Raw genomic sequence first — 21,767 nt, 5'->3', positions numbered from 1 at the left:
CCGCTGCGGCCCTCGGGCCGACATCGGGTCGGCGGCAAGGATGGGGCCAGGGCGGTCCGGTCGTCGTCGTTTTGGAGGCTTGCCTGCGCTTTGTTTCCACCGCGCCCGCGTCCTCCGCAGGCGCCTCGGGCGTGGCTCGCCCGTTCGCGCCTGTCTTCAGGCCGTCGTTTTACGGACGGCGCGCGTGCGATTGGCTTTGGCGTTGGTAGCCCGGCCCTTCGTCATGCTCCGCTCCGTTGCGACGGCGCGACCTTGAGCTAGATCAGCTTTTGGTCGGCGCGGTGAAAAATGGGACAGCAACACTGTCCTATTGCGAAGAACTTGCCAGAATTCCAATCTAGGCACAAGCGCCGATTTCGCGCTGCAGCGAAATTTTATTGCAAAATCGCATCCGCACCAGACATTTCCGGAACGAAAGCCCGACTCATGCAGTCCGGTTCTTGTTTTACGGCAGCTCAGTCACTTGAAACGCTTCTTGATAAATCGCGGGGCACCCTGGACGCAGCGAAGCGGAGACCGGGATGACCCACGGATTTGTCAGCAGGTTCAGGAACTCGCCCCGCGCAACGCGCAAACCCCCTCTCCGTCGGTGTCGCTTGGCAGGACAACGCCCTCCGCATAACCCTCGAACAATGGATTTCTTCAGCGACAACACCGCAGCCGCCAGCCCCCGCGTCATGGCCGCGCTTGCCGCCGCCAACACCGGCCCCGCCTCTCCCTATGGCAAGGACGACTGGACGCGGCGCGTCGAGGAGCGCTTCGCAGCGATCTTCGAGCGCGAGGTCGCGGTCTTCCTCGTGCTGACCGGCACCGCGGCGAACGCGCTGGCGCTGGCCAGTATCGTCAAGCCCTGGGGTGCGATCCTGACCCATGAGGAAGCGCATGTCGTCGAGGACGAATGTGGCGCGCCCGAATTCTTCACCAACGGCGCCAAGCTGGTCGACCTGCCCGGCACCGGCGCCAAGTTGAAGCCGGAGACGGTGACGAAGGCGCTCTCGTATCTTCGTGCCGGCGATTTCCATCAGGTCCAGGCGCAGGCGCTGACGATCACACAGGCGACCGAGTGCGGCACGATCTACACGCCGGCTGAGGTCCACGCCCTCAAGGAAGCCGTCACGCCACGCGGCCTCAAGCTCCACATGGACGGCGCCCGCTTCGCCAATGCGCTGGTCACGCTGGGCTGCACGCCGGCCGAGATCACCTGGAAGGCCGGCGTCGACGTGCTCTCCTTCGGCGGCACCAAGAACGGCGCGCTGGCGGCCGAGGCCGTGATCTTTTTCGACCCGGCGCAGGCGGAGGAGATGAAATGGCGGCGCAAGCGGGCCGGCCAGACGCTCTCGAAGGGCCGTGTCCTCGGCGCCCAGTTCGAAGGCCTGCTCGCCGACGATCACTGGCTCGACCTCGCCCGCCACGCCAATGCCCGCGCGAAACGCCTGGCGGATTCGGTCGCACAGGGCAGCGAAGCCCGCCTGGCCTGGCCCTGTCAGGCGAACGAGGTCTTCCTCGTCCTGCCGCCTGCCGTGCAGGAGCGTCTGAAGGCTGCCGGCATCGGCTATTACGACTGGTCGGCACGCTCGCTGCCGCCGGACGCGCCGCTCAAGGACGGCGAGATCGTCGGCCGCTTCGTCATGTCCTTTGCGACCGAAGCAGACCATGTCGAGCGCCTGGTCGCCGCTATCGCGGGATGAGCGAGCGCATTTGCGCCCCGTTTCCAGCCGCATACCTGCCGCAATCCCTAACAAGACTAATTGCCGAGCAATCAGTCGTTAAGGGAATGTGGCATGGCAGATCGTTCGACCGCACCGGGGCGCATCGCGCTGATGGGCCTGGTCGTGGCCGGCGCAATGGCCGGCATGGCGGGCACCGCCAGCGCCCAGTACTATTATGATGACGACGGGTACGAGCCCTACCCGGCCTATGGCTACGGCTATGGCTATCGTCATGATTATGGCTACGCGCTGCGCCCGCCGGCCGTCGTGCCGCGTGCGCCGGCAGCCGTCTCGCCTTACGCGGTGAACGGCATCGCGGCGCGCCGCTACGGCCTCGTCCGCATCGAGCGCGCGATCCGTCGCGACGACACCTATATCGTCGACGGCGTCGCGCCCAACGGCCAACGCCAGCGCCTGATCCTCGACGCCTATGCCGGCGACCTGATCCGCCGCATTCCCTTGCGCGGTCAGCCCGCCCCCAGCATCGCCCGCGCCGACCCGCGCGAGGAGCACGCTCCGCCGCGCCAGCGCCTCGTGCCCCGGCCGCCGGAACGGCCCCCCGAATTCAAGGGCCCTGCCGAGGCCAGCGCCCCCGCGACGACATCGCCGCCTTCCCCGGCGGCACCGCCTCCGCCGGAGCCAGCCAAGCCCGTCGAGAAGCCGCCCGCCGAGGCGAGCGCGCCCGCCACGACCTCGCCGCCCTCGCCCGCTGCCCCGCCGCCCCCCGAACCTGCGAAGCCTGCCGAAGCTGCGCCAGCCGAAGCCAGCGCTCCGGCAACGACAGCCCCGTCGCAGCCCGCCAAGCCGGCGGAGCCTTCGCCCGGCCCGACCGATCCCGAAACCGGCGCCGACAAGCCGAAGCTCGTCAACCCGAGCGATGTGCGCAACACCGAGGGCACCGAGCGCAAGCCGCCGCTCTCGACCGTGGCCCCAGCAGCCGAGGCCTCGGCCATTCCCCCAGCACAGAGCATCGATGCGACGCCATCGACGCCCAGGCCCGAGACACCGATCGCCCCGGTCGTCCCGCTGAATTGATGATACCCGTCTGACGAACCAGCCGTCGTTCCGGGCAAGCCGCGTGAGCGGCACCGACCCGGAATGACGGCTCGTGGTTCTTGCTCTACGCCGGCCATCAACAAAAAAGGCTCCCGTTTCCGGGAGCCTTTCGCTTTCATGGAAAGCTTCGCCTGGGTTACGCGGCCTTGGCGACCTTGGCCTCGAGCACCTTGGCCGAACCGCCGCCGATCGGAATCTGGCGCGGCTTCTTGGCCTCGGGGATCTCGCGCACGAGGTCGATATGGAGCAGCCCGTTCTCGAGGCTGGCGCCGGTCACCTGCACGTAATCGGCAAGCTGGAAACGGCGCTCGAAGGCGCGCGCTGCGATGCCCTGATGCAGGACCTCGCGCTTCTCGGCACCCTCGACGAGCTGCTTCTCGCCCTTGACGGTCAGCGCGTTTTCCTTGGACTCGATGGAGAGGTCGCCCTCGCCGAACCCCGCGACCGCGATGGTGATGCGATAGGCGTTCTCGGCGGTCCGCTCGATATTATAGGGCGGGTAGCTCGGGGCGGTTTCGTTGCTCGTCGCCTGGTCGAGGAGATTGAACAGGCGGTCGAAGCCGACGGTCGAGCGATAGAGCGGGGAAAGGTCGAAATGACGCATGATATGTCCTCCGAAGAAGCGACAATGACAGCAGTCCGCCTCGCCTGAGCGCGGACCTGGTTGCTTTCGCGCAGCCGGTTCCGGCCTGCGCAGACCTGATCTGGGGAGGGCTTTCGGCTTTTCAAGGGCCGTTCTCGCGTGCCGGGCTGAAAGCTCAGCCCTCATCCTAAGGAGCGCCGCAGGCGCATCTCGAAGGATGCTCCAGGAGGTTCCGGAGGCATCTGGAGCATCCTTCGAGACGCCATTCTCAAGGGAATGGCTCCTCAGGATGAGGGCTCGAAGAGTTTTCGGCCGGGCTCTCGAAGCGTGAGTGAAACGCAAGTTTCTTTTTCGGCGCAGCGACATGTTTTCGCAGGATATCCTGTGCAGGATAGTCGGGATGCGGCGGCCGCGACCTCTGATGCAGCCGCGATGCGGAGCGCTTGATGGCCGAGGCCGCCTTTTTCGTCGATCCGGCTTATCCCGTTCCCGGGCACGGCAAGACCTGGCTCGCGAAGACGCGGGACGGCGCCTCCCTGCGCTTCGCGAGCTGGCGCGCGACGGTGAAGCCGGTGCGCGGCACGATCGTCCTCGTGCAGGGGCGGGCCGAGTTCATCGAGCGCTACAGCGAAACCGTCGCGGAACTGCGCCGCCGCGGCTTCCATGTCCTCGCCTTCGACTGGCGCGGCCAGGGCGGCTCGCAGCGCTTCGTCCGGCGCATCCGCAAGGGCCATGTCGGGCGGCTCAGGCATTACGAAGCCGATCTGTCGCTGGCCATGGCCGAGATGCAGGCGAAGTTCCCGCCGCCCTATTTCGTGCTCGCCCATTCGATGGGGGCCGCGCTCTGCCTCGACGCCGCCCGCTCGAACGCCCTGCCGGTCGCGCGTATGGTGGCGCTCGCGCCGATGCTCGGCATCGCGATGATCGCGCATCCCGGCCGGGCCAAGATCCTGGCGAGCCTGCTCTACTGGCTCGGCCTGGGCCGCGCCTTCGTGCCGGGCGGCGGCGATACCGCGATCGCGACGAAACCCTTCGAGGGCAATCGGCTGACCAGCGACCCCGCCCGCTATGCCCGCAACGCCGCGCTCTCGGCCGCGGCGCGCGATCTCAGCATCGGCGACCCGACGGTCGCCTGGATCAGGACGGCCTTCCGGCTGATGGCGCGCCTTGCCGCGCCTTCCGCCCCGCTCGAGGTGAAGGTGCCGACCCTGATCATCGCGGCGGGGCGCGACCCTGTCGTATCGACGCCGGCGATCGAGCGCTTCGCGTCGCGGCTCAAGACCGGCTCGGCCTTGGTCCTGCCGACGGCGCGCCACGAGATCCTGATGGAAAACGACGAGATCCGCGCCCAGTTCTGGGCCGCCTTCGATGCCTTCATCCCCGGCGAGGACCAGGCCCTGCCCGGCTCAGCCGGCGAGGAGGGCCATGGCGGCCTCATGCAACGCCTTGCTGCCGGCCGCGAGGATGCGTCCGCCCCCGGCAGCGCTGCCGCCGTCCCATGAGGTGACGATGCCGCCGGCGCCCTCGATGATCGGGATCAGCGCGACGATGTCGTAGGGCTTCAGCCCGCTCTCGATGACGAGATCGACATGGCCGGCCGCGAGCATGCAATAGGCGTAGCAGTCGCAGCCATAGCGCGAGAGCCGGACCTCCTTCTCGACGCCGGCGAAGGCCTTGGCCTCGGCACCCTTGAACAGGGCGGGCGTCGTCGTCATCAGCGTCGCGGAGGCGAGATCGGCGGTCGGGCGCGTCCGCAGCTTCTTCGGCCCGCCCGGCCCCTCATAGCGCGCCTCGCGCCCGTCGCCGGAATAGCGCTCGCCCGAGAAGGGCTGGTGCATCATGCCATAGACCGGCACGCCGTTGCGCGTCAGCCCGATCAGCGTGCCCCAGACCGGAATGCCGGAGATGAAGGCGCGCGTGCCGTCGATCGGATCGAGCACCCAGACATATTCCGCATCGGTGTTCTCGCTGCCGAATTCCTCGCCGAGCACGCCATGGGCCGGGAACTGCCGCTTGATCATGTGGCGCATCACCGATTCGCCGGCGCGGTCGCCCTCGGTCACGGGATCGAACACCCCGCCCCGCGACTTGTCCTCCGTCGCATGCAGCGCCCGGAAGAAGGGCAGGATCGCCCGGCCGGACTGCGTCGCCAGCTCCGCGACGAAAGCGCCGAAATCGACTGCGCTCATGAACAGGTACTCCAGTTTGCTGCCCTGCAGCATCGACGCCGCGGATGGATCATTAAAGCCGGGCTCGAACGCGGAAACATCCGAAAAACCCCGGCTTTTCGTTACGGCATCATGCACCTGTCGCATGACGCCATTGTTTTCGCCGATTTCAGTTGCGTTTTGCAGCGCACTCTCATATTGTGCACTGCGAAGGGGAGATCACCTCAAACCTTCATTGCCCTCCTTGGGCGTTTCCTCCCTAGACTTGGGCCGCCACGCAAGTGTGCGGCCCTTTTTTCTTGGGTAGTCCCCCTCCGACGCCTGCTGCTATTCGGCCGCTTCGCGCCATTCGTCGAGCCAGCCGCTCCAGCGCGCGAAGCAATCCGCCATCATCGCCGCCATCGCCTGCTCGACCGCACCGAAGCCCTCGTGCGGTTCCAGCGTCGACTCGTTCATGTAGAGTGCCCGGTTCACCTCGATCTGCAGCGCATGCACCCCGGCGGCGGGCGCGCCGTAATGCTCGGTGATGAAGCCGCCGGCATAGGGTCGGTTGCGGGTGACGCTGAAGCCCAGCCGCGTGAAGGCCTGCTCGGCGATGTCGATGATGTAGCCGGCCGCGCTAGTGCCGAAGCGGTCGCCCAGGATGATGTCGGATTTGGCCAGCCCGTCGCGGTCGAGCCCGGCCGATGGCATCGAATGCGCGTCGACGAGGATGCAGGTGCCGAACACGCCTTGCGTGCGCTGCACGAGGCTGCGCAGGCCGGCGTGATAGGGCCGGTAGAGCTCCTCGATGCGGGCGAGCCCTTGCTGGACCGGAATCCGCCCCAGATAGATTTCCTGCCCGTCGCCGACGATGCGCGGGATCGTGCCGAGCCCGCCGGCGACCCGCATCGAGCGCGTATTGGCGAAGGGCGGCACCCGCCCCTCGAACATGCGCGGGTCGAGCTCGTAGGGCTCGCGATTGACATCCAGATAGGCGCGCGGGAACTCGGCCACGAGCAGCGGCGCCCCGAGCGCGATACTCTGCGCGAAGAGCCGGTCGACATAGGCATCCTCGGAGCGCCGGAGGCTGCGCAAGGGCAGGCGCGCCGCCTCGACGAAGCCGCGCGGATAGCGGCGCCCGGCATGCGGCACGTCGACCACCACCGGCACGACCTGGAGGGCCGGCTGGTACAGGCTGAACGGCCGCTCGATCTCGGCGACGACGTCGTCCGGCGCAGGCGGGAAAGGGGCTGAGGAGAGGCTCATCGCGAGCGACTGAAGCACACAAACCTGAACGGTTGAAGCGATGTCGCGAAACCCGGGAAATTCTCTGCTGGATTCACGCCTTGTTTACCATGATGTTGCCTTATGGAGAGACATGGTTCCAACTGTGCGGCCGGGTGATTACCCAACCGTTCCAGGCCCGGCCTTGAGTCGGGGCGCCAGACGCTAGACAAACACAGGCCTCAGGGACGAACAGATCAGGCCCATGACGAAGATACTGCTCGCCGAAGACGACAACGATATGCGTCGCTTCCTGGTCAAGGCCCTGCAGAACGCGGGCTATGACGTCGCCTCCTTCGATAACGGCCTGTCGGCCTATAACCGCCTGCGCGAGGAGCCGTTCGAGCTTCTGCTGACCGACATCGTCATGCCGGAAATGGACGGCATCGAGCTGGCGCGCCGCGCCACCGAGCTCGATCCCGACATCAAGGTGATGTTCATCACCGGTTTCGCCGCCGTGGCGCTGAACCCCGATTCGCAGACGCCGAAGGACGCGAAGGTGCTGTCCAAGCCCTTCCACCTGCGCGAGCTCGTCAACGAGGTCGAGAAGCTGCTGGCGGCCTGAGCGCCGTTCGGCCTCTCGCGGAAAGAGATGCCAACAGGCCCATGAGAATTTATGCGGCAAACGCCTTGCCACCCGCGAGGCGAGCCGCTATAGCCCCCTCACCTCGCAGCGTGATCGCGGCCAACACGGCCCGGACACGCTTCCGGAAGCCTCCTCAGGGCGGCGACGGGCGCGTAGCTCAGCGGGAGAGCACTACGTTGACATCGTAGGGGTCACAGGTTCGATCCCTGTCGCGCCCACCATTTGATGCCCTTGCAATACAGGGACGAAAGGCCGCCTCACCGGGCGGCCTTTTTGCTTGTCCGCCCCCTCAATCCGCCTCGCTCGGCGCGAGCTGGCGCACGAAGCGGCGCAGCAGCGCCTCGAAGGCCGCAAGCGCCGGCGAGGCCGAGCGGCCGCCGGGACGAATCATCACGATATCCCGCGCGATCGACGGCTCGGTCAGCGGCCGCACCAGCACCGATTCCGGCGCCACCGCCCGCGCATAGGTCGGCAGCACGGCGATGCCGAGCCCGGCCTCGACCAGCGCCAGCGCGGTCGTGATCTGAGTCACTTCGTAGGCCGGCTTCAGCGTGATCTCGGCGGTCTCGTAGCCGACCTCGGCGAGCAGGCGGATGCCGCTGTCGCGGGTCAGCGTCACCAGCGGCTCGTCGGCGAGATCGCGCCACGCCACCGAATCCTGCGCGGCGAAGCGGCTGCCGCGCCCGCAGAACAGCATCAGGCTGTCGCGGGCCAGCGTCGTGCGCTCGATCGTGTCGTCGAGCGCCGGGAAGGTGCCGACGCCGCAATCGGCCTTGCCGAAGCGCACGGCCTCGACGACGAGGTCATTCCGCGCATCGATGATCGCGACCTGGAGGCCGGGATATTTCTGCTGCAGCGCCACGATCGTCGGCGGCATGATAACGGCCGCAAGCAAGGGCGGCACCGCCACCACGATGCGCCCGCGCCGGCGCTCGGCGAGGCCATTGGCGTTCAGCACCGCCGTGTCGAGATCCTGCACGATCTTCAGCGCAGCCCCGTGGAACTCGCGCCCGCCCTCGGTCAATTCGACCCGGCGCGTCGTGCGGTCGAGCACGCGGATGCCGAGTTCGCGCTCCAGGTCGCGCACGAGCTGGGACAAGGCCGGCTGCGCCATGCTCAGGCGCTCGGCAGCCTTGGTGAAGGTGCCCTGCTCGGTCACGGCCAGGAAGGCCTGGATCTGGCGCAAGGTGATCGCCATCGACGCCTCGATTTATAAGGATAGCTTCCGAATTCATACGAATGTTGCGAGTTGCCGTATACCCCGGCTCTCATGCCATCATCCCTCATCGCCCGGCATGTAGGCCGGGCTGCCTGGGAGAGGTTGTCGGGCAAGGCCATTTCGGATGACGGCGCTGAATGGTTGCGCCTCGCGAAAGCCGCTTGCGCCCGAACCGCTCCGGAATGCGGGAGCCGGCCAGATGAAATACGCCAAGAAGGACGCCAAGGCATATGCCCGCGCTCATATGAAGGGCATCTGGGCGGCCGCGCTCACGCCTTTCACCGATACCCTCGCGATCGACGAGGACGGCTTCCGCCAGAACATCCGCCATTGGCTCGACGACCTCGGGATCGACGGCCTGTTCATCGCCGGCAAGCAGGGCGAGTTCTTCTCGATGTCGCTGGAGGAGCGCAAGCGCAATTTCGAGCTGGCGGTCGAGGCCTCGTCCGGCCGCGGCCAGACCATCATGTCCTGCTCCGACCAGAACATGGACGTGGTCATCGACCTCGCGAAGCATGCCCAGAAAATCGGCGCCGACTACATCGTCGTGCATGCGCCGATCCTGCATTTCTTCAAGGCGCAGGACGAAACGCTCTACGAGTATTACCGGACCATCGCCGAGAAGGTCGATATCGGCATCGCGCTCTGGAGCCACCCCGATTCCGGCTATCTGATGAGCCCGCAGCTCTGCAACCGGCTCGCCGATATCGAGAACGTCGTCGCGATCAAGTACAGCGTGCCGCGCCCGATGTATGCGGAGCTCACGCGGCTGGCCGGCGACCGCATCCTGGTCAGCACGGCCTCCGAGGAGGAATGGCTCGACAACATCCTCGAGCTCGGCTGGCAGCTCTATCTCTGCTCCTCCCCGCCCTATCTGATCCAGACGGCGAACGACCGGCGCATGCGGGACTATACCGACCTCGCCTTCCGCGGCGAGGCCGAGAAGGCCCGCGCCATCCGCGACAGCCTGAACCCGGTGCGCGAGGCGCTGCGCAACACACGCCCGGCCGAGAAGCCGCATTCCCACCAGAAATACTGGCAGGAGCTGCTCGGCCAGGTCGGCGGACGCGTGCGTGCGCCGATGCTGGAACTGAGCGAAGCCGAGAAGGCCGCGACGCGCGCCGCCTTCGAGGCCTGCGGCCTGGGCAAGGCGCCGCTCGCGAAGGCCGGCTGACCAATTTCACGAACGAAGACGGGAGTGGGAATCATGGCGACCGAAGGACGGCTCAAGGCCTTCAACTTCAAGACATGGATCGCGGAGCACGAGCACCTGCTCAAGCCGCCGGTCGGCAACAAGAAGGTGTTCGACGACGGCCAGATGACCGTGATGGTCGTCGGCGGCCCGAACCAGCGCGCCGACTATCATGACGACCCGGTGGAAGAATTCTTCTACCAGCTCAAGGGCGACATGATGCTGAAGCTGGTCGACAACGGGAAGCATTACGACGTCACGATCCGCGAGGGCGACGTCTTCCTGCTGCCGCCGCATGTGCGCCATTCCCCGCAGCGCCCGCAGGAAGGCTCGATCGGGCTCGTGGTCGAGCCGGCCCGCCATGGCGACCAGGTCGACGGCTTCGAATGGTACTGCTTCGAGTGCCAGGGCCTCGTGCATCGCATCGAGCTGAAGGTGAAGGACCTCGTGAAGGACCTGCCGCCGCTCTATGAAGCCTTCTTCTCCGACGAGAAGGCCCGCACCTGCAAGCATTGCGGCGCGCTCCATCCCGGCCGCAAGCCCCCAGTCGGCTGGGTCGCGCTCTGACGCTGCCGCATCGAAAGACGGGCTCCCTCTTCCAGCGGAGGCCGTGCTTGGATAACGGGCAGCGGCGCCTTGCGTCCCGGCCGGGGCGCAGTGATGTTGCACCGAAATACGCCTAAGCGCGGCGGCGCAGAAACGCCGCGTCGAACCATCTCAGAGGCAAAACGGAACGACTGGAGTCCATGATGAAACTGCGCGGATTGCTTTTCGGCATCGCGGCCACGCTGGCGGCCTCCACGGCACTGGCCCAGCAGCCGGTCAAGATCGGCATGATCACCACGCTCTCGGGGCCCGGCGGCTATCTCGGCCAGGACATCCGCGACGCGTTCAAGCTCGCCATCGACCTGGAGGGCGGCAAGCTCGGCGGCGTGCCGGTCGAGTTGATGGTCGAGGATGACGCGCTCAAGCCCGGCCAGGGCAAGCAGATCGCCGAGAAGATGCTGAAGACCGACGGCATCAAGATCTTCACCGGCATCGTCTTCTCGAACGTCGCCGGCGCCACCGTGCCGGATATCGTCGATTCCGGCGCGCTCTATGTCAGCCCCAATGCCGCGCCCTCAAACTTTGCCGGCAAGGAGTGCAACGCCAATTATTTCGTCGTCTCCTGGCAGAACGACAGCCTGCACGAGAGCGCCGGCCAATACGCCACCAATCTCGGCTACAAGAAGGCCTTCATCCTCGCCCCGAACTACCAGGCCGGCAAGGACGCGCTGACCGGCTTCAAGCGGATGTTCAAGGGCGAGATCGCCGGCGAGGTCTATACCCGCCTCGACCAGACCGATTTCGCCCCGGAGATGGCGCAGATCCGCGCGGCCAATCCCGACGTCGTCTTCCAGTTCCATCCCGGCGGCCTCGGCATCGCCTTCCTGCGCCAGTACCAGCAGGCCGGCCTGCTCGGTAAGACGCCGATGGTGCTGGCCGAGCCCTCGCTCGACGCCACCACGCTGAAGGCGGTCGGCGAATCCGCGCTCGGCCTCAGCGTCACCGCGCACTGGAATTCGGATTTCGACAACGCCGCCAACAAGAAGTTCATGGAGGCCTGGACCAAGGCCTATAACCGCGCCCCGACCTATTATGCCAGCCAGGGCTACGACGCCGCGCTTGCCATCGCGTCTGCCCTGAAGGCAACCGGCGGCAAGACCGACGTGCCGGCGCTCCGCACGGCGCTGGCCAAGGCCGATTTCCAGTCGGTCCGTGGCGCCTTCAAGTTCGGCCCGAACCAGCACCCGGTGCAGGATTGGTACGCGCTCAAGGTCGAGAAGGGCGCCGACGGCGCGCCGGTGCTCAAGACCACCGGCACCAAGGTGCTGAGCAACCATGGCGACGTCTACGCCAAGGACTGCAAACTCTGAGGAACCACACCGGTTCACGACCAAGGCCGCTTACGTTTTCGTCATGGTCGGGCTTGTCCCGACCATCCACGTCTTCCTTCATCGAGATCGGTGTTCAAGGCGTGGATGCTCGCCACAAGGGCGAGCATGACGAAACTGGAATAACATCGGTGTTTCGACCCGAAGGCGGCGCACTCTAGCCTCAAAAACAATGACGCTCGTTCTCGAACAATTGCTCAACGGCCTGCAGTTCGGCGTGATGCTGTTCCTGCTCGCGGCCGGGCTGACGCTGATCTTCGGCATCATGGGCGTGATCAACCTCGCCCATGGCTCGCTCTACATGGTCGGCGCCTATGCCGCCGCCTTCGCCGCGGCGCAGACCGGCTCCTTCCTTCTCGCCGTTCTGGCGGGCCTCGCCGCGGCAGCCTTCATCGGCATGGTGATGGAGCTTGTCGTGCTGCGAAGGCTCTACGCGCGCGACCATCTCGACCAGGTGCTGGCGACCTTCGCGCTGATTCTGATCTTCAACCAGAGCGTGACCCTGCTCTTCGGCCGCCAGCCGCTCTTCGTCTCGGTTCCGCCGGCGCTGAACGGCTCGGTCCAGCTCCTGCCCGGCCTGACCTATCCGGTCTATCGCCTCGCGATCATCGCGGTCGGCCTCCTTGTCGCGCTCGGGCTCTATCTGCTGATCAACCGTACCCGCGTCGGCATGCTGGTGCGGGCCGGCGCCACGCATCGCGAGATGGTGCGCGCGCTCGGCGTCGATATCCGCCTGCTCTACACCGCCGTCTTCGCACTCGGCGCCCTGCTCGCCGGCCTCGCCGGGCTGATGGCCGGGCCGATCCTCGCCGTGCAGGTCGGCATGGGCGAGCAGATCCTGATCATGACCTTCGTCGTGGTGGTGATCGGCGGCGTCGGCTCGATCCGCGGCGCCTTCTTCGGCGCGCTGCTCGTCGGCCTCGTTGATACCTCCCTGCGTGCCTTCGCGCCCGGGCTCCTGCGCCATGTCATGACCGGTTCGGAGGCCGATGCGCTCGGCGCCGGCCTCGCCTCGATGGGCATCTACCTGCTGATGGCGATCGTGCTGCTGGTGCGACCCAAGGGACTCTTCCCCGCCCATGTCTGACAACGCCATCAACCGCACGGATTCGGCGGCGCCCGCACCGGGCCGCATCGCCGCGCTGCTGGCGCTCGCCGTCGCGCTGATCGCCCTACCCTTTATCGTCAAGGCGATCGGCCAGCCGGCGCTGGTGCCCCTGGCGACGCGCGTCCTGATCTACGCCATCGCCGCCGCCAGCCTGAACCTCGCGCTCGGCTTCGGCGGGATGGTCTCGTTCGGCCACGCCGCCTTCTTCGGCATCGGCGGCTATGCCGTCGGCATCCTCTACCGGACCTTCTCCGACGACGCGTTCTTCCTCGGCTTCATTCCCGGCACGGACCAGTTGCTGGTCGCGCTGCCCGCCGCGATCCTCGTCGCCGGCCTCTTCGCCTGCGTGATCGGCGCGCTCTCGCTTCGCACCAGCGGCGTGCAGTTCATCATGATCACGCTCGCCTTCGCGCAGATGCTGTTCTTCCTCTTCGTCTCGCTCAAGGCCTATGGCGGCGATGACGGCATGACGATCCGCCGCCGCAATGCGCTGTTCGACCTCAACACGCGCGATGACGTGACCTTCTATTTCATCTGCCTGGCCATCGCGGCGCTGGTCTTCCTCGCGCTCTGGCGCATCGTCGGCTCGCGCTTCGGCATGGTGCTGGCCGGCATCCGCCAGAACGAGCGGCGCATGGCCGCGATCGGCATCGCGCCCTACCGCTACAAGCTCGCCGCCTTCGTCATCTCCGGCATGGGCGCCGGCCTCGCCGGCGCGCTGATGGCGAACTACCTGCGCTTCGTCAGCCCGGACATGCTGCACTGGACCAAGTCGGGCGAGCTGATGATCATGGTCATCCTCGGCGGCGTCGGTACGCTGCTCGGCCCGCTGCTCGGCGCCGCCGCCCTCGTCATCCTCGAGACCGTGCTGACGAGCTGGACCGAGCATTGGCAGCTCGTGCTCGGGCCGATCCTGCTCCTCGTCGTGCTCTTTACCCAGGGCGGGCTCAACGACCTGCTCGCGCGCCTCGGCCTCGGCAGGAGCGCACCATGACCGCGACGCTCCTCTCCGTGCGCGGCCTGCGCAAGCGCTTCGGCGGGCTCATTGCCACAGACGGCGTCGATCTCGATGTCCGCGATGGCGAAATCCACGCGCTGATCGGCCCCAACGGCGCCGGCAAGACCACGCTGCTGACCCAGCTCTTCGGCGAACTCTCGCATGACGAAGGCGCGATCACGCTGTCGGGCGAGGATATCGGCGCCCTGCCCACCGCCCAGCGCGTGCGGCGCGGCCTTGCCCGCACCTTCCAGATCACCCAGCTCCTGCCGGACTTCACGATGCTCGACAATGTCGCGCTCGCCGTGCAGGCCCATGACGGCCACAGCTTCCGCTTCTTCGGCAATGCGCGCCGCGACGGCGCCTTACGTGCCCGCGCCCGCCAGCATCTCACCACCGCGGGCCTCAGCCACCGCGCCGAAATCAAGGTCGCCGATCTCTCCCATGGCGAACAGAAGCAGCTCGAATTCGCGATCGCGCTCGCCTGCGAGCCGCGTCTCCTCCTGCTCGACGAGCCGATGGCGGGCCTGGGCCATGCCGAGAGCGAGCAGATGGTCGCGATGCTCTCGGCATTGAAAGGCCGCGTCACCATGCTCCTCGTTGAGCACGACATGGAGGCCGTCTTCGCACTGGCCGACCGCATCTCCGTGCTGGTCTACGGCCGCGTCATCGCGACCGGCACGGCCGAGCAGATCCGCGACAATCCGGAGGTACGCACCGCCTATCTCGGCGAGGGAGACGCCTGATGCTGAGCGTGCGCAACCTGCAATCCGCCTATGGCCGAAGCCAGGTCCTGTTCGATGTCGCGCTCAATATCGCCGAGGGCGAGGTCGTGACCCTGCTCGGCCGCAACGGCATGGGCAAGACCACGACCGTCCGCTCGATCATGGGCCTCCTCGCGCCCAAGGGCGGCGATATCCGCTTCGAGAGCCAAGATGTCCGCGGCATCGCGCCCGAGAAGATCGCCCGCTGCGGCATCGGCCTCGTGCCGGAAGGCCGGCAGGTCTTCCCGACGCTTTCCGTCCGCGAAAACCTTGTCGCCACCGCCTCGAACCGCCTGAAGCGCTCCTCGCCCTGGACGCTGGAACGGGTCTACGCGCTCTTCCCGCGCCTGCAGGAGCGCGCCGGCCAGTCCGCCCGCACGCTCTCGGGCGGCGAGCAGCAGATGCTCGCAGTCGGCCGCGCCCTGATGACCAATCCCAAGCTCCTCATCCTCGACGAGGCGACCGAAGGCCTGGCTCCGGTAATCCGGGCCGAGATCTGGGGCTGCATCGAGGCGCTGAAGGCGCAGGGCCAGTCGATCTTGCTGATCGACAAGAACATCAACGTGCTGAAGCGCATCGCCGACCGGCACTACATCATCGAGAAGGGCCGCACGGTCTGGTCGGGCACGAGCGCCGACCTCGCCGGTAACGCGGAACTGGTGCATCGCTATGTCGGCGTCTGAAACGGCCCTTCACGAGATCGTCGCGCACAGCGCCGAGACCGACCCGGTCGAGGCCCTGCGCGATGCGCTGGGCGATATCCTCGCCGGGCTCGTCGCGGCAAGTTGCGGCCCGCATCATCTGCGCGAGATGGTCTGGGAGACTGACCGGCCCGAGGCCTTCCATGTCTCCCGCCATACCGTCGAACTGGCCTATCGCGAGACCTTCGCCGGCTTCCGCCCGCCAATCCGCCTTCAGCCAAGAACCGAACCCGGCCTGACCATCCGCGCCCGTCATGCCGCCGCACAGCCTTTGCCCGACGCGCTGGTCGACGGCTACACGCTGCGCGAGCTCGGCCGGCAATACAGCCCGCGCCTGCAGGCCGACATGAAGGCGCTGTTCCGGCAATGGAGCCGCGACGGCGAGGCCTTCCGCGCTCGCCATGGCGGGGTCGACCTCGCCTATGGCCCTGGCCGCTTCGAGACGCTCGACCTCTACCGCCCGGCCGGCGCGGCCCGCGCGCCGATCTTCGTCTTCATCCATGGCGGCTACTGGCAGGCCTCGGACAAGGTCCAGCATGCCCAGTTCGCGCAAGGGCTGCTCGATGCCGGCTACGCCATCGCGATGCCGAACTACGGGCTTGCGCCGGAAATGCCGCTGGAAGGCAGCATCGCCCAGTGCACCGCCGCCCTGAATTTCCTCGTCCGCGAAGCCGATGCGCTCGGGCTCGACGCCGGCAGCCTGCATGTCTCCGGCCATTCGGCCGGCGGGCATCTCGCCGCCATGACGCTCTGCGCACCGGACGCACCGCCGATCGCCTCGGCCCTGCTGCTCTCCGGCCTCTATCATCTCGACCCGCTCGGCCATCTGCCGCTCGGCCGCCTGCTCGGGCTTGACGATACCGCTCGCGCCACAAGGCTCAGCCCCATCGCCCAGCCACGCCCCACGGCCACACGGATCGCCTTCGCGGTCGGCGAAGGCGAGAGCGACGCCTTCAAGGCGCAATCGGCCGCGCTCGCCGCGACATGGCAGGCGCAGTCGCCGCTGATCTGCCCCGGCCACCATTTCAGCATGCTGGAAGGCCTGAACGGCGGCGCCCTGCTCGATCTCGCCTTGCAAACGGCGGAAGGCTCATGACGCAACCTCGCAAGCCGCTGCGCCTCGCCCTGATCGGCTGGGGCGCCATCAACCGCCGCGTCGCGGAGCTGCTGGCAGAGCGAAGCGGAGGCGACATCACCATTGCCATTGTCGCCGTCCGCAACCCTGCCGCAGCCGGCGATATCCCGGGCGGCGCGAAGCTGATCACGACGCCGGACGAACTGACAGGCCTGAACCTCGACCTCATCGTCGAGGCTGCCGGGCGCGAAGCCCTCGGCATCTGGGGCGAGGCAGCGCTTGGAGCGGCGCCGGCCTTCGCCGTCGCCTCGACCAGCGCCTTCTGCGACGACGCCCTGCTTGCCCGCTTGATCGCTGCCGCCGAGAGCAGCGGCAGCCAGCTCCTGATCCCGCCCGGCGCGCTCGCCGGCATCGACGGCATTGCGGCCGCCTCCCTGCTGCCCCTCGACGCGGTCGTTCACCGCATCGTCAAGCCGCCGGCCGCCTGGCGTGGGACCTCGGCCGAGAGCCTGATCGTGCTCGACGAGATCACCGAAGCGACGACCTTCTTCTCCGGCACCGCCCGCGAGGCCGCCTCGCGCTTTCCGCAGAACGCCAATGTCGCGGTGATTTCGGCGCTCGCCGGCATCGGGCTCGACCGCACCCGCGTCGAACTCGTCGCCGATCCCGCCGCCGGCGGGAACGGCCACCAGCTCAGCGCGCGTGGCGCCTTCGGCAAGCTCGATATCGCCATCGAGAACCGCCCGCGGGCCACGAATCCGAAATCCTCGGAAATGACGGCGCTCGGGCTGGTGAGGCTGATCGAGAACCGCGTGCGCACGCTGGTTCGCTGACCTTTTCTTGTCATTCCGGGCGCAGCGAAGCGGAGACCCGGAATCCACGACGGGCGCCGCGCCCTTGGGCGGATTCCCGATCTGCGCCGCTTTGCGGCTTGTCCGGAACGACAAGAGGGTAGCTCTATCATTCATAACGAGATCAATCTGAATTTATCTGATTTAGCCGACTGGATCACAGAATGACCCGCCACCTATGGTCCCCATGAGACCGGCGTAAACGCCGCGCAGAGACCGCTGAACGCATCGCCAGCCGAGGCTTCCATGACGACCTATCCCGATCTCAAGCTCTATATCGGCGGCGCCTGGCGGAAGACGGCGCAGGAGCAGCCCGTGCTCAATCCGGCCGACGAGAGCGTCATCGGCGCGGTGCCGCTCGCCGCCCAGTCCGACCTCGACGATGCGCTGACGGCCGCGGGCGAGGGCTTCAAGGTCTGGAGCCGCATGGCCCCGCGCGTTCGTGCCGAGATCATGCTCAAGGCGGCCGCGCTGATGCGCGAGCGCGTCGAGGAGATCGCCCATGCGATCACGCTGGAACACGGCAAGCCGCTGGCGCAGGCCCGGCTCGAAGTGGTCAGGGGCTGCGAGTTCTTCGAATGGGATGCGGCCGAGGGCCAGCGCGCCTATGGCCGCGTCATCCCGAGCGAGCCCGGCATCCGCTATGTCGTGATGCACCAGCCGGTCGGCACGGTCGCTGCCTTCTCGCCCTGGAATTTCCCGATGAGCCAGCCTTGCCGCAAGATCGCGGGCGCGCTGGCGGCCGGCTGCTCGATCATCATCAAGGCCGCCGAGGAGACCCCGGCCGGCGCCCTTCATATCGCGCGCGCCCTGCACGATGCCGGCGTTCCCCCCGGCGTGTTCAACCTCGTCTTCGGCATCCCCGCCAAGATTTCGAGCTATCTCATCCCGCAGGCGCAGACCCGCCTCGTCGCCTTCACCGGCTCGACCGCGGTCGGCAAGCACCTCTCGGAACTGGCCGCACGCCATATGACGCCGGTGCTGATGGAGCTCGGGGGCCATGCCCCGGTGATCGTCTGCGACGATGTCGATCCGGTCGCCGCCGCCCATCTCTCGGCCACCCGCAAGGTCCGCAATGCCGGCCAGGTCTGCACCTCGCCGACGCGCTTCTTCGTGCAGCAGGACATCTACGAGCGCTTCACCAGGGCCTTCGTCGCCAAGGCTCAGGCCGTGACCGTCGGCAACGGCCTCGATGCCGTAACCGAGATGGGCCCGGTCGCCAACCATCGCCGCATCGAGGCGCTGGAAGCATTGACGGCCGATGCACGGGCCCGCGGCGGGCGCGTGCTGACCGGCGGCGAGCGGCTCGGCAATCGCGGCTATTTCTTCCCGCCGACCGTCCTCACCGAACTGCCGGACGATGCCCGCGCGCTGCGCGAGGAGCCTTTCGGCCCAATGGCGATCATCAACCCCGTCCGCACGGTCGAGGAAGCGATCGAGAAGGCCAACTCCCTGCCCTTCGGCCTCGCGGCCTATGGCTTCACGCATTCTGCGGCGCGCGCCGATCAGCTCGCCGAAGGCATCGAGGCCGGCAATGTCTCGATCAACACGCTGGAGGCTTCCGTTGCCGAGGTGCCTTTCGGCGGCGTCAAGGACAGTGGTTATGGCCGCGAGGGTGGCGCCGAGGGGCTGGCGCATTACATGACCGTGAAGACCCTGTCTCACAGGATGGTCATCTGAAGCATTTTCAAGCGAAGTGGACACCGGTTCGCGTGAAGAAAATGCAGCGAACAAATCGCCTCTGTCGTTTCGCGTTTTTGTGAAACGCGAAACGACAGAGGCCGCAATGCGCCGAACAGGCTGAGCGGTTATCCTGCTGGCAGGAATGCCATAGGGACGAATTATCGCGCATGGACGGGGTGGAAAGCTGGCGACTCCGGGTTTTCCCGGCATTCTGGCGGCGATGATTCGCATCCCCCTCCTGTCTCTGCTGGCGTTGAGCCTCGGCGCCTGCGCTGTGGGGCCGGACTATGCGCAGCCAGCGCTCGACCTGCCGCAGCGCTGGAACGCGGCGGCCGCCGGCAAGACCTCGCCCAGGCCGAGCGAATGGTGGCGTGGCTTCCGCGACCCCACGCTGAACGCGCTGGTCGATCAGGCCATTGCCGGCAATCTCGACGTCGCGCAGGCCAAGGCCCGCATCCGCGAAGCCCGTGCCGCGCGCGAGCAGGCGATAGGTGCCCTTTTCCCGCAGGTCGATGGCGGCGCCTCGGCGACGCGCTCGCGCTCCTCGACGGTCACCCGCAACAGCTTCCGCGCCGGCTTCGACGCCTCCTGGGAAATCGACCTGTTCGGCGCGCGCGACCGCGCCGTCGAGGCCGCGACCTATGGCACGGATGCCGCCTTCGACGATCTCGGCACGATCATGCTCACCTTGATCGGCGACGTCGCCTCGACCTATGTCGAGGCGCGCGGCCTGCAGGCGCGGATCGTCCTTGCCCGCAGCACGGCGAAGACGCAGCGCGAGACCGAGGCGCTGACCCGCACCCGCTTCCAGGCCGGAGACATCTCCGCGATCGACACGGCCCGCGCCACGGCGCAAGCCGCCAGCACCGAAGCGCAGATTCCCGCGCTCGAAGCCTCGCTCGCCCAGAGCCAGCACCGTCTCGCCGTGCTGACCGGCCGCCCGCCGGCCGCGATGGCCGGCTATTTCAGCCGCCGTGGGACGGTGCCCGGCACGCCGGCCCCGCCGCGCGCCGGCATCCCGGCCGACGTGCTCCGCCGCCGCCCGGATGTCCGCTCGGCCGAGCGCCAGCTCGCGCAAGCCACGGCCCGGATCGGCCAGGCCGAGGCCAATCGCTATCCGTCGGTCTCGCTGACCAGCAATATCTCGACCTCGGCGCTGAAGCTCGGCGACCTCGCCAAGAACAGCGCCATCGGCTGGTCGATCGGCCCGAGCCTGAGCGTCCCCATCTTCAATGGCGGCGAGCTTGCGGCGGCGGTCGATGCCGCCCGCGCCCGGCGCGACCAGCAGGACGCGGCCTTGCGCCTCGCGGTACTGACCGCGTTGCAGGATGTCGAGGACAATCTCGTCGGCCTGCGGCAGCAGCGGCTCAGGCTCGGCAGCCTGACCGAAGCCGCCCGTGCATCCGGCGAAGCGGCGCGGTTGTCCCGCGCGCTCTATACGGCGGGCACGGCGAGCTTCCTCGATGTGCTCGAAGCCCAACGCACGCTCTACGCATCGGAGGAATCGCTGATCCAGAGCCGGGTCGCGCTCGCGACCAGCTTCATCGCGCTCAACAAGGCGCTGGGCGGCGGCTGGCTCAGGCCGGTCGTCGTCTCGACGCCGGCCGTTGTCGACGGCGAGACCGGCCTGCGCCTGCGCATTCTCCCCGTCGAGGAGCCGCAACCATGAGGCTGCGTTGCCTCCTTATCCCCGCCCTGATCCTCGCGGCCGCCGGCGGCTACTATTGGTGGCAAGCCAGCCAGCCCTCGCCGGCCGAGACCGTCAGCCTGCCGAGCGCCGAAGCTGTGATGGGCAATGTCGAGGAGGCCGTGCTCGCTTCCGGCGCGCTGGAGCCGGTCCGGCAGGTCAGCGTCGGCGCGCAGGCGACCGGCCGCATCACCTCGCTCAAGGTCAAGCTCGGCGACAATGTCGCGACGGGCGACTTGATCGCCGAGATCGACGGCATCACTCAGCAGAACGCCTTGCGCTCGGCCGAGGCGGACCTCGCCGCGCTCAAGGCCCAGCGCGCCGAGCGCAGCGCTAGCCTCGCCTATGCCCAGGCTGTGCTCGCCCGCCAGAAGCAGATGGTCGGCCAGAACGCCGTCTCGCGCGACGCCTTCGAGAATGCCGAGATGACGGTGAGCGTGACCCGCGCCCAGATCGAGTCGCTCGATGCGCAGATCGTCTCGAGCCAGGTCAAGGTCGAGGATGCCCGCGCCAAGCTCGGCTATACCCGCATCACCGCACCGAGCCCCGGCACCGTGCTCGCCATCGTCGCGCAGGAAGGCCAGACGGTGAATGCGGTGCAATCCGCGCCGACGGTCGTGGTGCTCGGCGACGTCTCGACCATGACGGTCAAAGCCAAGATCTCTGAAGCCGACGTGCTCCGCGTCAAGGCCGGGCAGGAGGTCTATTTCAGCGTGCTCGGCGCGCCGGAGCGGCGCTTCCCCGGCAAGATCTCCTATGTCGAGCCCGCGCCCGATACCCTGAAGACGCAGAACATGACCTCTTCGTCGAGCGCGAGCAGCTCGTCCTCCGCCTCCAGTACGAGCGCCGTCTATTACAACGCCCTGTTCGAGGTGCCGAACCCGGAAGGCCGGCTTTTGACCTCGATGACGGCGCAAGTCACCGTCATCGTCGGCCGCGCGCAGAACGTCGTCACCGTCCCGTCGACCGCCGTCCGGCGCCGCGGCCCCAACAGCTTCGTCGATATCCTCGGCGCCGACGGCAAACCTGAGCAACGCAAGGTTACGACCGGGCTCGACAACAAGATCGTGGTCGAGATCACCTCCGGCCTGAAGGCGGGCGAGCGCGTCGTCACCACCCGCAGCAGCGGCGGCCCGGATGCGACGCGTCCGACGCGTGCCCGGCGCTCGCCCTTTGGCTTCTGAGGCG

20 protein-coding genes and 1 tRNA gene are annotated in these 21,767 nt (G+C 67.5%); 17 read left to right on the top strand and 4 right to left on the bottom strand.

Annotated features, from left to right (window positions below; all coding sequences use genetic code 11):
- Positions 1 to 632: 632 nt before the first annotated feature.
- Both OCUBac02_RS06165 and OCUBac02_RS06160 read left to right on the top strand, forming a co-directional pair.
- Positions 633 to 1,688: a threonine aldolase family protein gene (locus OCUBac02_RS06165; RefSeq protein ID WP_173044214.1), complete on the top strand. Its 1,056-nt coding sequence runs from the start codon at positions 633 to 635 to the stop codon at positions 1,686 to 1,688.
- Positions 1,689 to 1,781: 93 nt separating this feature from the next.
- Complete coding sequence (locus tag OCUBac02_RS06160; RefSeq protein WP_173044212.1) at positions 1,782 to 2,744, top strand: hypothetical protein; 963 nt, start codon at positions 1,782 to 1,784, stop codon at positions 2,742 to 2,744.
- Between the two features lie 157 nt (positions 2,745 to 2,901).
- Here the strand turns inward: OCUBac02_RS06160 and OCUBac02_RS06155 are convergent, their stop codons facing one another.
- Positions 2,902 to 3,369 (bottom strand): Hsp20 family protein, encoded by a 468-nt coding sequence (locus OCUBac02_RS06155; RefSeq protein ID WP_047572930.1) that lies wholly within the window; start codon positions 3,367 to 3,369, stop codon positions 2,902 to 2,904.
- Between the two features lie 425 nt (positions 3,370 to 3,794).
- Between OCUBac02_RS06155 and OCUBac02_RS06150 the strand changes: the two genes are divergently transcribed.
- Positions 3,795 to 4,850, top strand: coding sequence for an alpha/beta hydrolase (locus tag OCUBac02_RS06150; protein ID WP_173044210.1), 1,056 nt, complete (start codon positions 3,795 to 3,797; stop codon positions 4,848 to 4,850).
- On the opposite strand, the gene hisN is transcribed toward OCUBac02_RS06150, so the two are convergent.
- Positions 4,755 to 5,537 (bottom strand): histidinol-phosphatase, encoded by a 783-nt coding sequence (gene hisN / locus OCUBac02_RS06145; protein WP_173044208.1) that lies wholly within the window; start codon positions 5,535 to 5,537, stop codon positions 4,755 to 4,757. The genes OCUBac02_RS06150 and hisN overlap by 96 nt on opposite strands.
- A 306-nt stretch (positions 5,538 to 5,843) precedes the next feature.
- On the bottom strand, positions 5,844 to 6,764 hold the full coding sequence (locus tag OCUBac02_RS06140; protein WP_173044206.1) for an N-formylglutamate amidohydrolase: 921 nt from the start codon (positions 6,762 to 6,764) through the stop codon (positions 5,844 to 5,846).
- Between the two features lie 223 nt (positions 6,765 to 6,987).
- Between OCUBac02_RS06140 and cpdR the strand changes: the two genes are divergently transcribed.
- Both cpdR and OCUBac02_RS06130 read left to right on the top strand, forming a co-directional pair.
- Positions 6,988 to 7,347, top strand: coding sequence for a cell cycle two-component system response regulator CpdR (gene cpdR, locus OCUBac02_RS06135; RefSeq protein WP_038363805.1), 360 nt, complete (start codon positions 6,988 to 6,990; stop codon positions 7,345 to 7,347).
- Between the two features lie 167 nt (positions 7,348 to 7,514).
- Positions 7,515 to 7,589 (top strand) — tRNA-Val (locus OCUBac02_RS06130).
- Positions 7,590 to 7,657: 68 nt separating this feature from the next.
- Here the strand turns inward: OCUBac02_RS06130 and OCUBac02_RS06125 are convergent.
- Complete coding sequence (locus OCUBac02_RS06125) at positions 7,658 to 8,566, bottom strand: LysR family transcriptional regulator (protein WP_047572925.1); 909 nt, start codon at positions 8,564 to 8,566, stop codon at positions 7,658 to 7,660.
- Positions 8,567 to 8,786: 220 nt separating this feature from the next.
- On the opposite strand from OCUBac02_RS06125, the gene OCUBac02_RS06120 reads away from it, so the two are divergent.
- The 12 genes from OCUBac02_RS06120 to OCUBac02_RS06065 all read left to right on the top strand — a co-directional run bounded on the left by OCUBac02_RS06120 (position 8,787) and on the right by OCUBac02_RS06065 (position 21,763).
- Entirely contained in the window at positions 8,787 to 9,761 is a 975-nt protein-coding gene (locus OCUBac02_RS06120) for a dihydrodipicolinate synthase family protein (protein ID WP_173044204.1), read from the top strand.
- Between the two features lie 33 nt (positions 9,762 to 9,794).
- On the top strand, positions 9,795 to 10,346 hold the full coding sequence (locus OCUBac02_RS06115) for a 3-hydroxyanthranilate 3,4-dioxygenase (RefSeq protein WP_173044202.1): 552 nt from the start codon (positions 9,795 to 9,797) through the stop codon (positions 10,344 to 10,346).
- A gap of 182 nt (positions 10,347 to 10,528) precedes the next feature.
- Positions 10,529 to 11,695, top strand: coding sequence for an ABC transporter substrate-binding protein (locus OCUBac02_RS06110; protein WP_173044200.1), 1,167 nt, complete (start codon positions 10,529 to 10,531; stop codon positions 11,693 to 11,695).
- Positions 11,696 to 11,885: 190 nt separating this feature from the next.
- Positions 11,886 to 12,800 (top strand): branched-chain amino acid ABC transporter permease, encoded by a 915-nt coding sequence (locus tag OCUBac02_RS06105; protein WP_173044198.1) that lies wholly within the window; start codon positions 11,886 to 11,888, stop codon positions 12,798 to 12,800.
- On the top strand, positions 12,793 to 13,815 hold the full coding sequence (locus tag OCUBac02_RS06100; protein WP_173044196.1) for a branched-chain amino acid ABC transporter permease: 1,023 nt from the start codon (positions 12,793 to 12,795) through the stop codon (positions 13,813 to 13,815). Before OCUBac02_RS06105 ends, OCUBac02_RS06100 begins: the two co-directional genes overlap by 8 nt.
- Complete coding sequence (locus OCUBac02_RS06095; protein ID WP_173044194.1) at positions 13,812 to 14,564, top strand: ABC transporter ATP-binding protein; 753 nt, start codon at positions 13,812 to 13,814, stop codon at positions 14,562 to 14,564. The genes OCUBac02_RS06100 and OCUBac02_RS06095 overlap by 4 nt, the downstream gene beginning before the upstream one ends.
- Positions 14,564 to 15,265 carry an ABC transporter ATP-binding protein gene (locus tag OCUBac02_RS06090; RefSeq protein ID WP_173044192.1) on the top strand — a complete coding sequence of 234 codons (702 nt, stop codon included), beginning with the start codon at positions 14,564 to 14,566 and terminating at the stop codon, positions 15,263 to 15,265. The genes OCUBac02_RS06095 and OCUBac02_RS06090 overlap by 1 nt, the downstream gene beginning before the upstream one ends.
- Positions 15,252 to 16,379, top strand: coding sequence for an alpha/beta hydrolase (locus tag OCUBac02_RS06085; RefSeq protein WP_173044190.1), 1,128 nt, complete (start codon positions 15,252 to 15,254; stop codon positions 16,377 to 16,379). The genes OCUBac02_RS06090 and OCUBac02_RS06085 overlap by 14 nt, the downstream gene beginning before the upstream one ends.
- A complete protein-coding gene (locus tag OCUBac02_RS06080) occupies positions 16,376 to 17,191 on the top strand; it encodes an aspartate dehydrogenase (protein ID WP_173044188.1) in 816 nt (271 codons plus the stop codon). The genes OCUBac02_RS06085 and OCUBac02_RS06080 overlap by 4 nt, the downstream gene beginning before the upstream one ends.
- A gap of 264 nt (positions 17,192 to 17,455) precedes the next feature.
- Positions 17,456 to 18,889: an NAD-dependent succinate-semialdehyde dehydrogenase gene (locus OCUBac02_RS06075; RefSeq protein ID WP_173044186.1), complete on the top strand. Its 1,434-nt coding sequence runs from the start codon at positions 17,456 to 17,458 to the stop codon at positions 18,887 to 18,889.
- 223 nt (positions 18,890 to 19,112) lie between these two features.
- Positions 19,113 to 20,561: an efflux transporter outer membrane subunit gene (locus tag OCUBac02_RS06070; protein WP_173044184.1), complete on the top strand. Its 1,449-nt coding sequence runs from the start codon at positions 19,113 to 19,115 to the stop codon at positions 20,559 to 20,561.
- The gene (locus OCUBac02_RS06065; protein ID WP_173044182.1) at positions 20,558 to 21,763 is read left to right on the top strand and encodes an efflux RND transporter periplasmic adaptor subunit; all 1,206 of its coding nucleotides are present in this window, start codon (positions 20,558 to 20,560) and stop codon (positions 21,761 to 21,763) included. Before OCUBac02_RS06070 ends, OCUBac02_RS06065 begins: the two co-directional genes overlap by 4 nt.
- The last annotated feature ends 4 nt before the right edge of the window (positions 21,764 to 21,767 follow it).

The sequence above is a fragment of the Bosea sp. ANAM02 genome, from assembly GCF_011764485.1.
Lineage (GTDB): Bacteria > Pseudomonadota > Alphaproteobacteria > Rhizobiales > Beijerinckiaceae > Allobosea.
The sequence above is the reverse complement of the archived record's forward strand: the minus strand, read 5'-3'. Positions and strand labels throughout refer to the sequence as shown.

Bases quoted from the DNA above. Each gene is read 5' to 3' on its own strand.
- OCUBac02_RS06120 (WP_173044204.1), top strand. From the start codon at position 8,787: ATGAAATACGCCAAGAAGGACGCCAAGGCATATGCCCGCGCTCATATG.
- OCUBac02_RS06125 (WP_047572925.1), bottom strand. From the start codon at position 8,566: ATGGCGATCACCTTGCGCCAGATCCAGGCCTTCCTGGCCGTGACCGAG.
- cpdR (WP_038363805.1), top strand. From the start codon at position 6,988: ATGACGAAGATACTGCTCGCCGAAGACGACAACGATATGCGTCGCTTC.
- OCUBac02_RS06140 (WP_173044206.1), bottom strand. From the start codon at position 6,764: ATGAGCCTCTCCTCAGCCCCTTTCCCGCCTGCGCCGGACGACGTCGTC.
- OCUBac02_RS06085 (WP_173044190.1), top strand. From the start codon at position 15,252: ATGTCGGCGTCTGAAACGGCCCTTCACGAGATCGTCGCGCACAGCGCC.
- OCUBac02_RS06150 (WP_173044210.1), top strand. From the start codon at position 3,795: ATGGCCGAGGCCGCCTTTTTCGTCGATCCGGCTTATCCCGTTCCCGGG.
- OCUBac02_RS06110 (WP_173044200.1), top strand. From the start codon at position 10,529: ATGAAACTGCGCGGATTGCTTTTCGGCATCGCGGCCACGCTGGCGGCC.
- OCUBac02_RS06080 (WP_173044188.1), top strand. From the start codon at position 16,376: ATGACGCAACCTCGCAAGCCGCTGCGCCTCGCCCTGATCGGCTGGGGC.
- OCUBac02_RS06065 (WP_173044182.1), top strand. From the start codon at position 20,558: ATGAGGCTGCGTTGCCTCCTTATCCCCGCCCTGATCCTCGCGGCCGCC.
- OCUBac02_RS06160 (WP_173044212.1), top strand. From the start codon at position 1,782: ATGGCAGATCGTTCGACCGCACCGGGGCGCATCGCGCTGATGGGCCTG.
- OCUBac02_RS06100 (WP_173044196.1), top strand. From the start codon at position 12,793: ATGTCTGACAACGCCATCAACCGCACGGATTCGGCGGCGCCCGCACCG.
- OCUBac02_RS06105 (WP_173044198.1), top strand. From the start codon at position 11,886: ATGACGCTCGTTCTCGAACAATTGCTCAACGGCCTGCAGTTCGGCGTG.
- OCUBac02_RS06165 (WP_173044214.1), top strand. From the start codon at position 633: ATGGATTTCTTCAGCGACAACACCGCAGCCGCCAGCCCCCGCGTCATG.
- OCUBac02_RS06095 (WP_173044194.1), top strand. From the start codon at position 13,812: ATGACCGCGACGCTCCTCTCCGTGCGCGGCCTGCGCAAGCGCTTCGGC.
- OCUBac02_RS06090 (WP_173044192.1), top strand. From the start codon at position 14,564: ATGCTGAGCGTGCGCAACCTGCAATCCGCCTATGGCCGAAGCCAGGTC.
- OCUBac02_RS06155 (WP_047572930.1), bottom strand. From the start codon at position 3,369: ATGCGTCATTTCGACCTTTCCCCGCTCTATCGCTCGACCGTCGGCTTC.
- OCUBac02_RS06075 (WP_173044186.1), top strand. From the start codon at position 17,456: ATGACGACCTATCCCGATCTCAAGCTCTATATCGGCGGCGCCTGGCGG.
- OCUBac02_RS06070 (WP_173044184.1), top strand. From the start codon at position 19,113: ATGATTCGCATCCCCCTCCTGTCTCTGCTGGCGTTGAGCCTCGGCGCC.
- hisN (WP_173044208.1), bottom strand. From the start codon at position 5,537: ATGAGCGCAGTCGATTTCGGCGCTTTCGTCGCGGAGCTGGCGACGCAG.
- OCUBac02_RS06115 (WP_173044202.1), top strand. From the start codon at position 9,795: ATGGCGACCGAAGGACGGCTCAAGGCCTTCAACTTCAAGACATGGATC.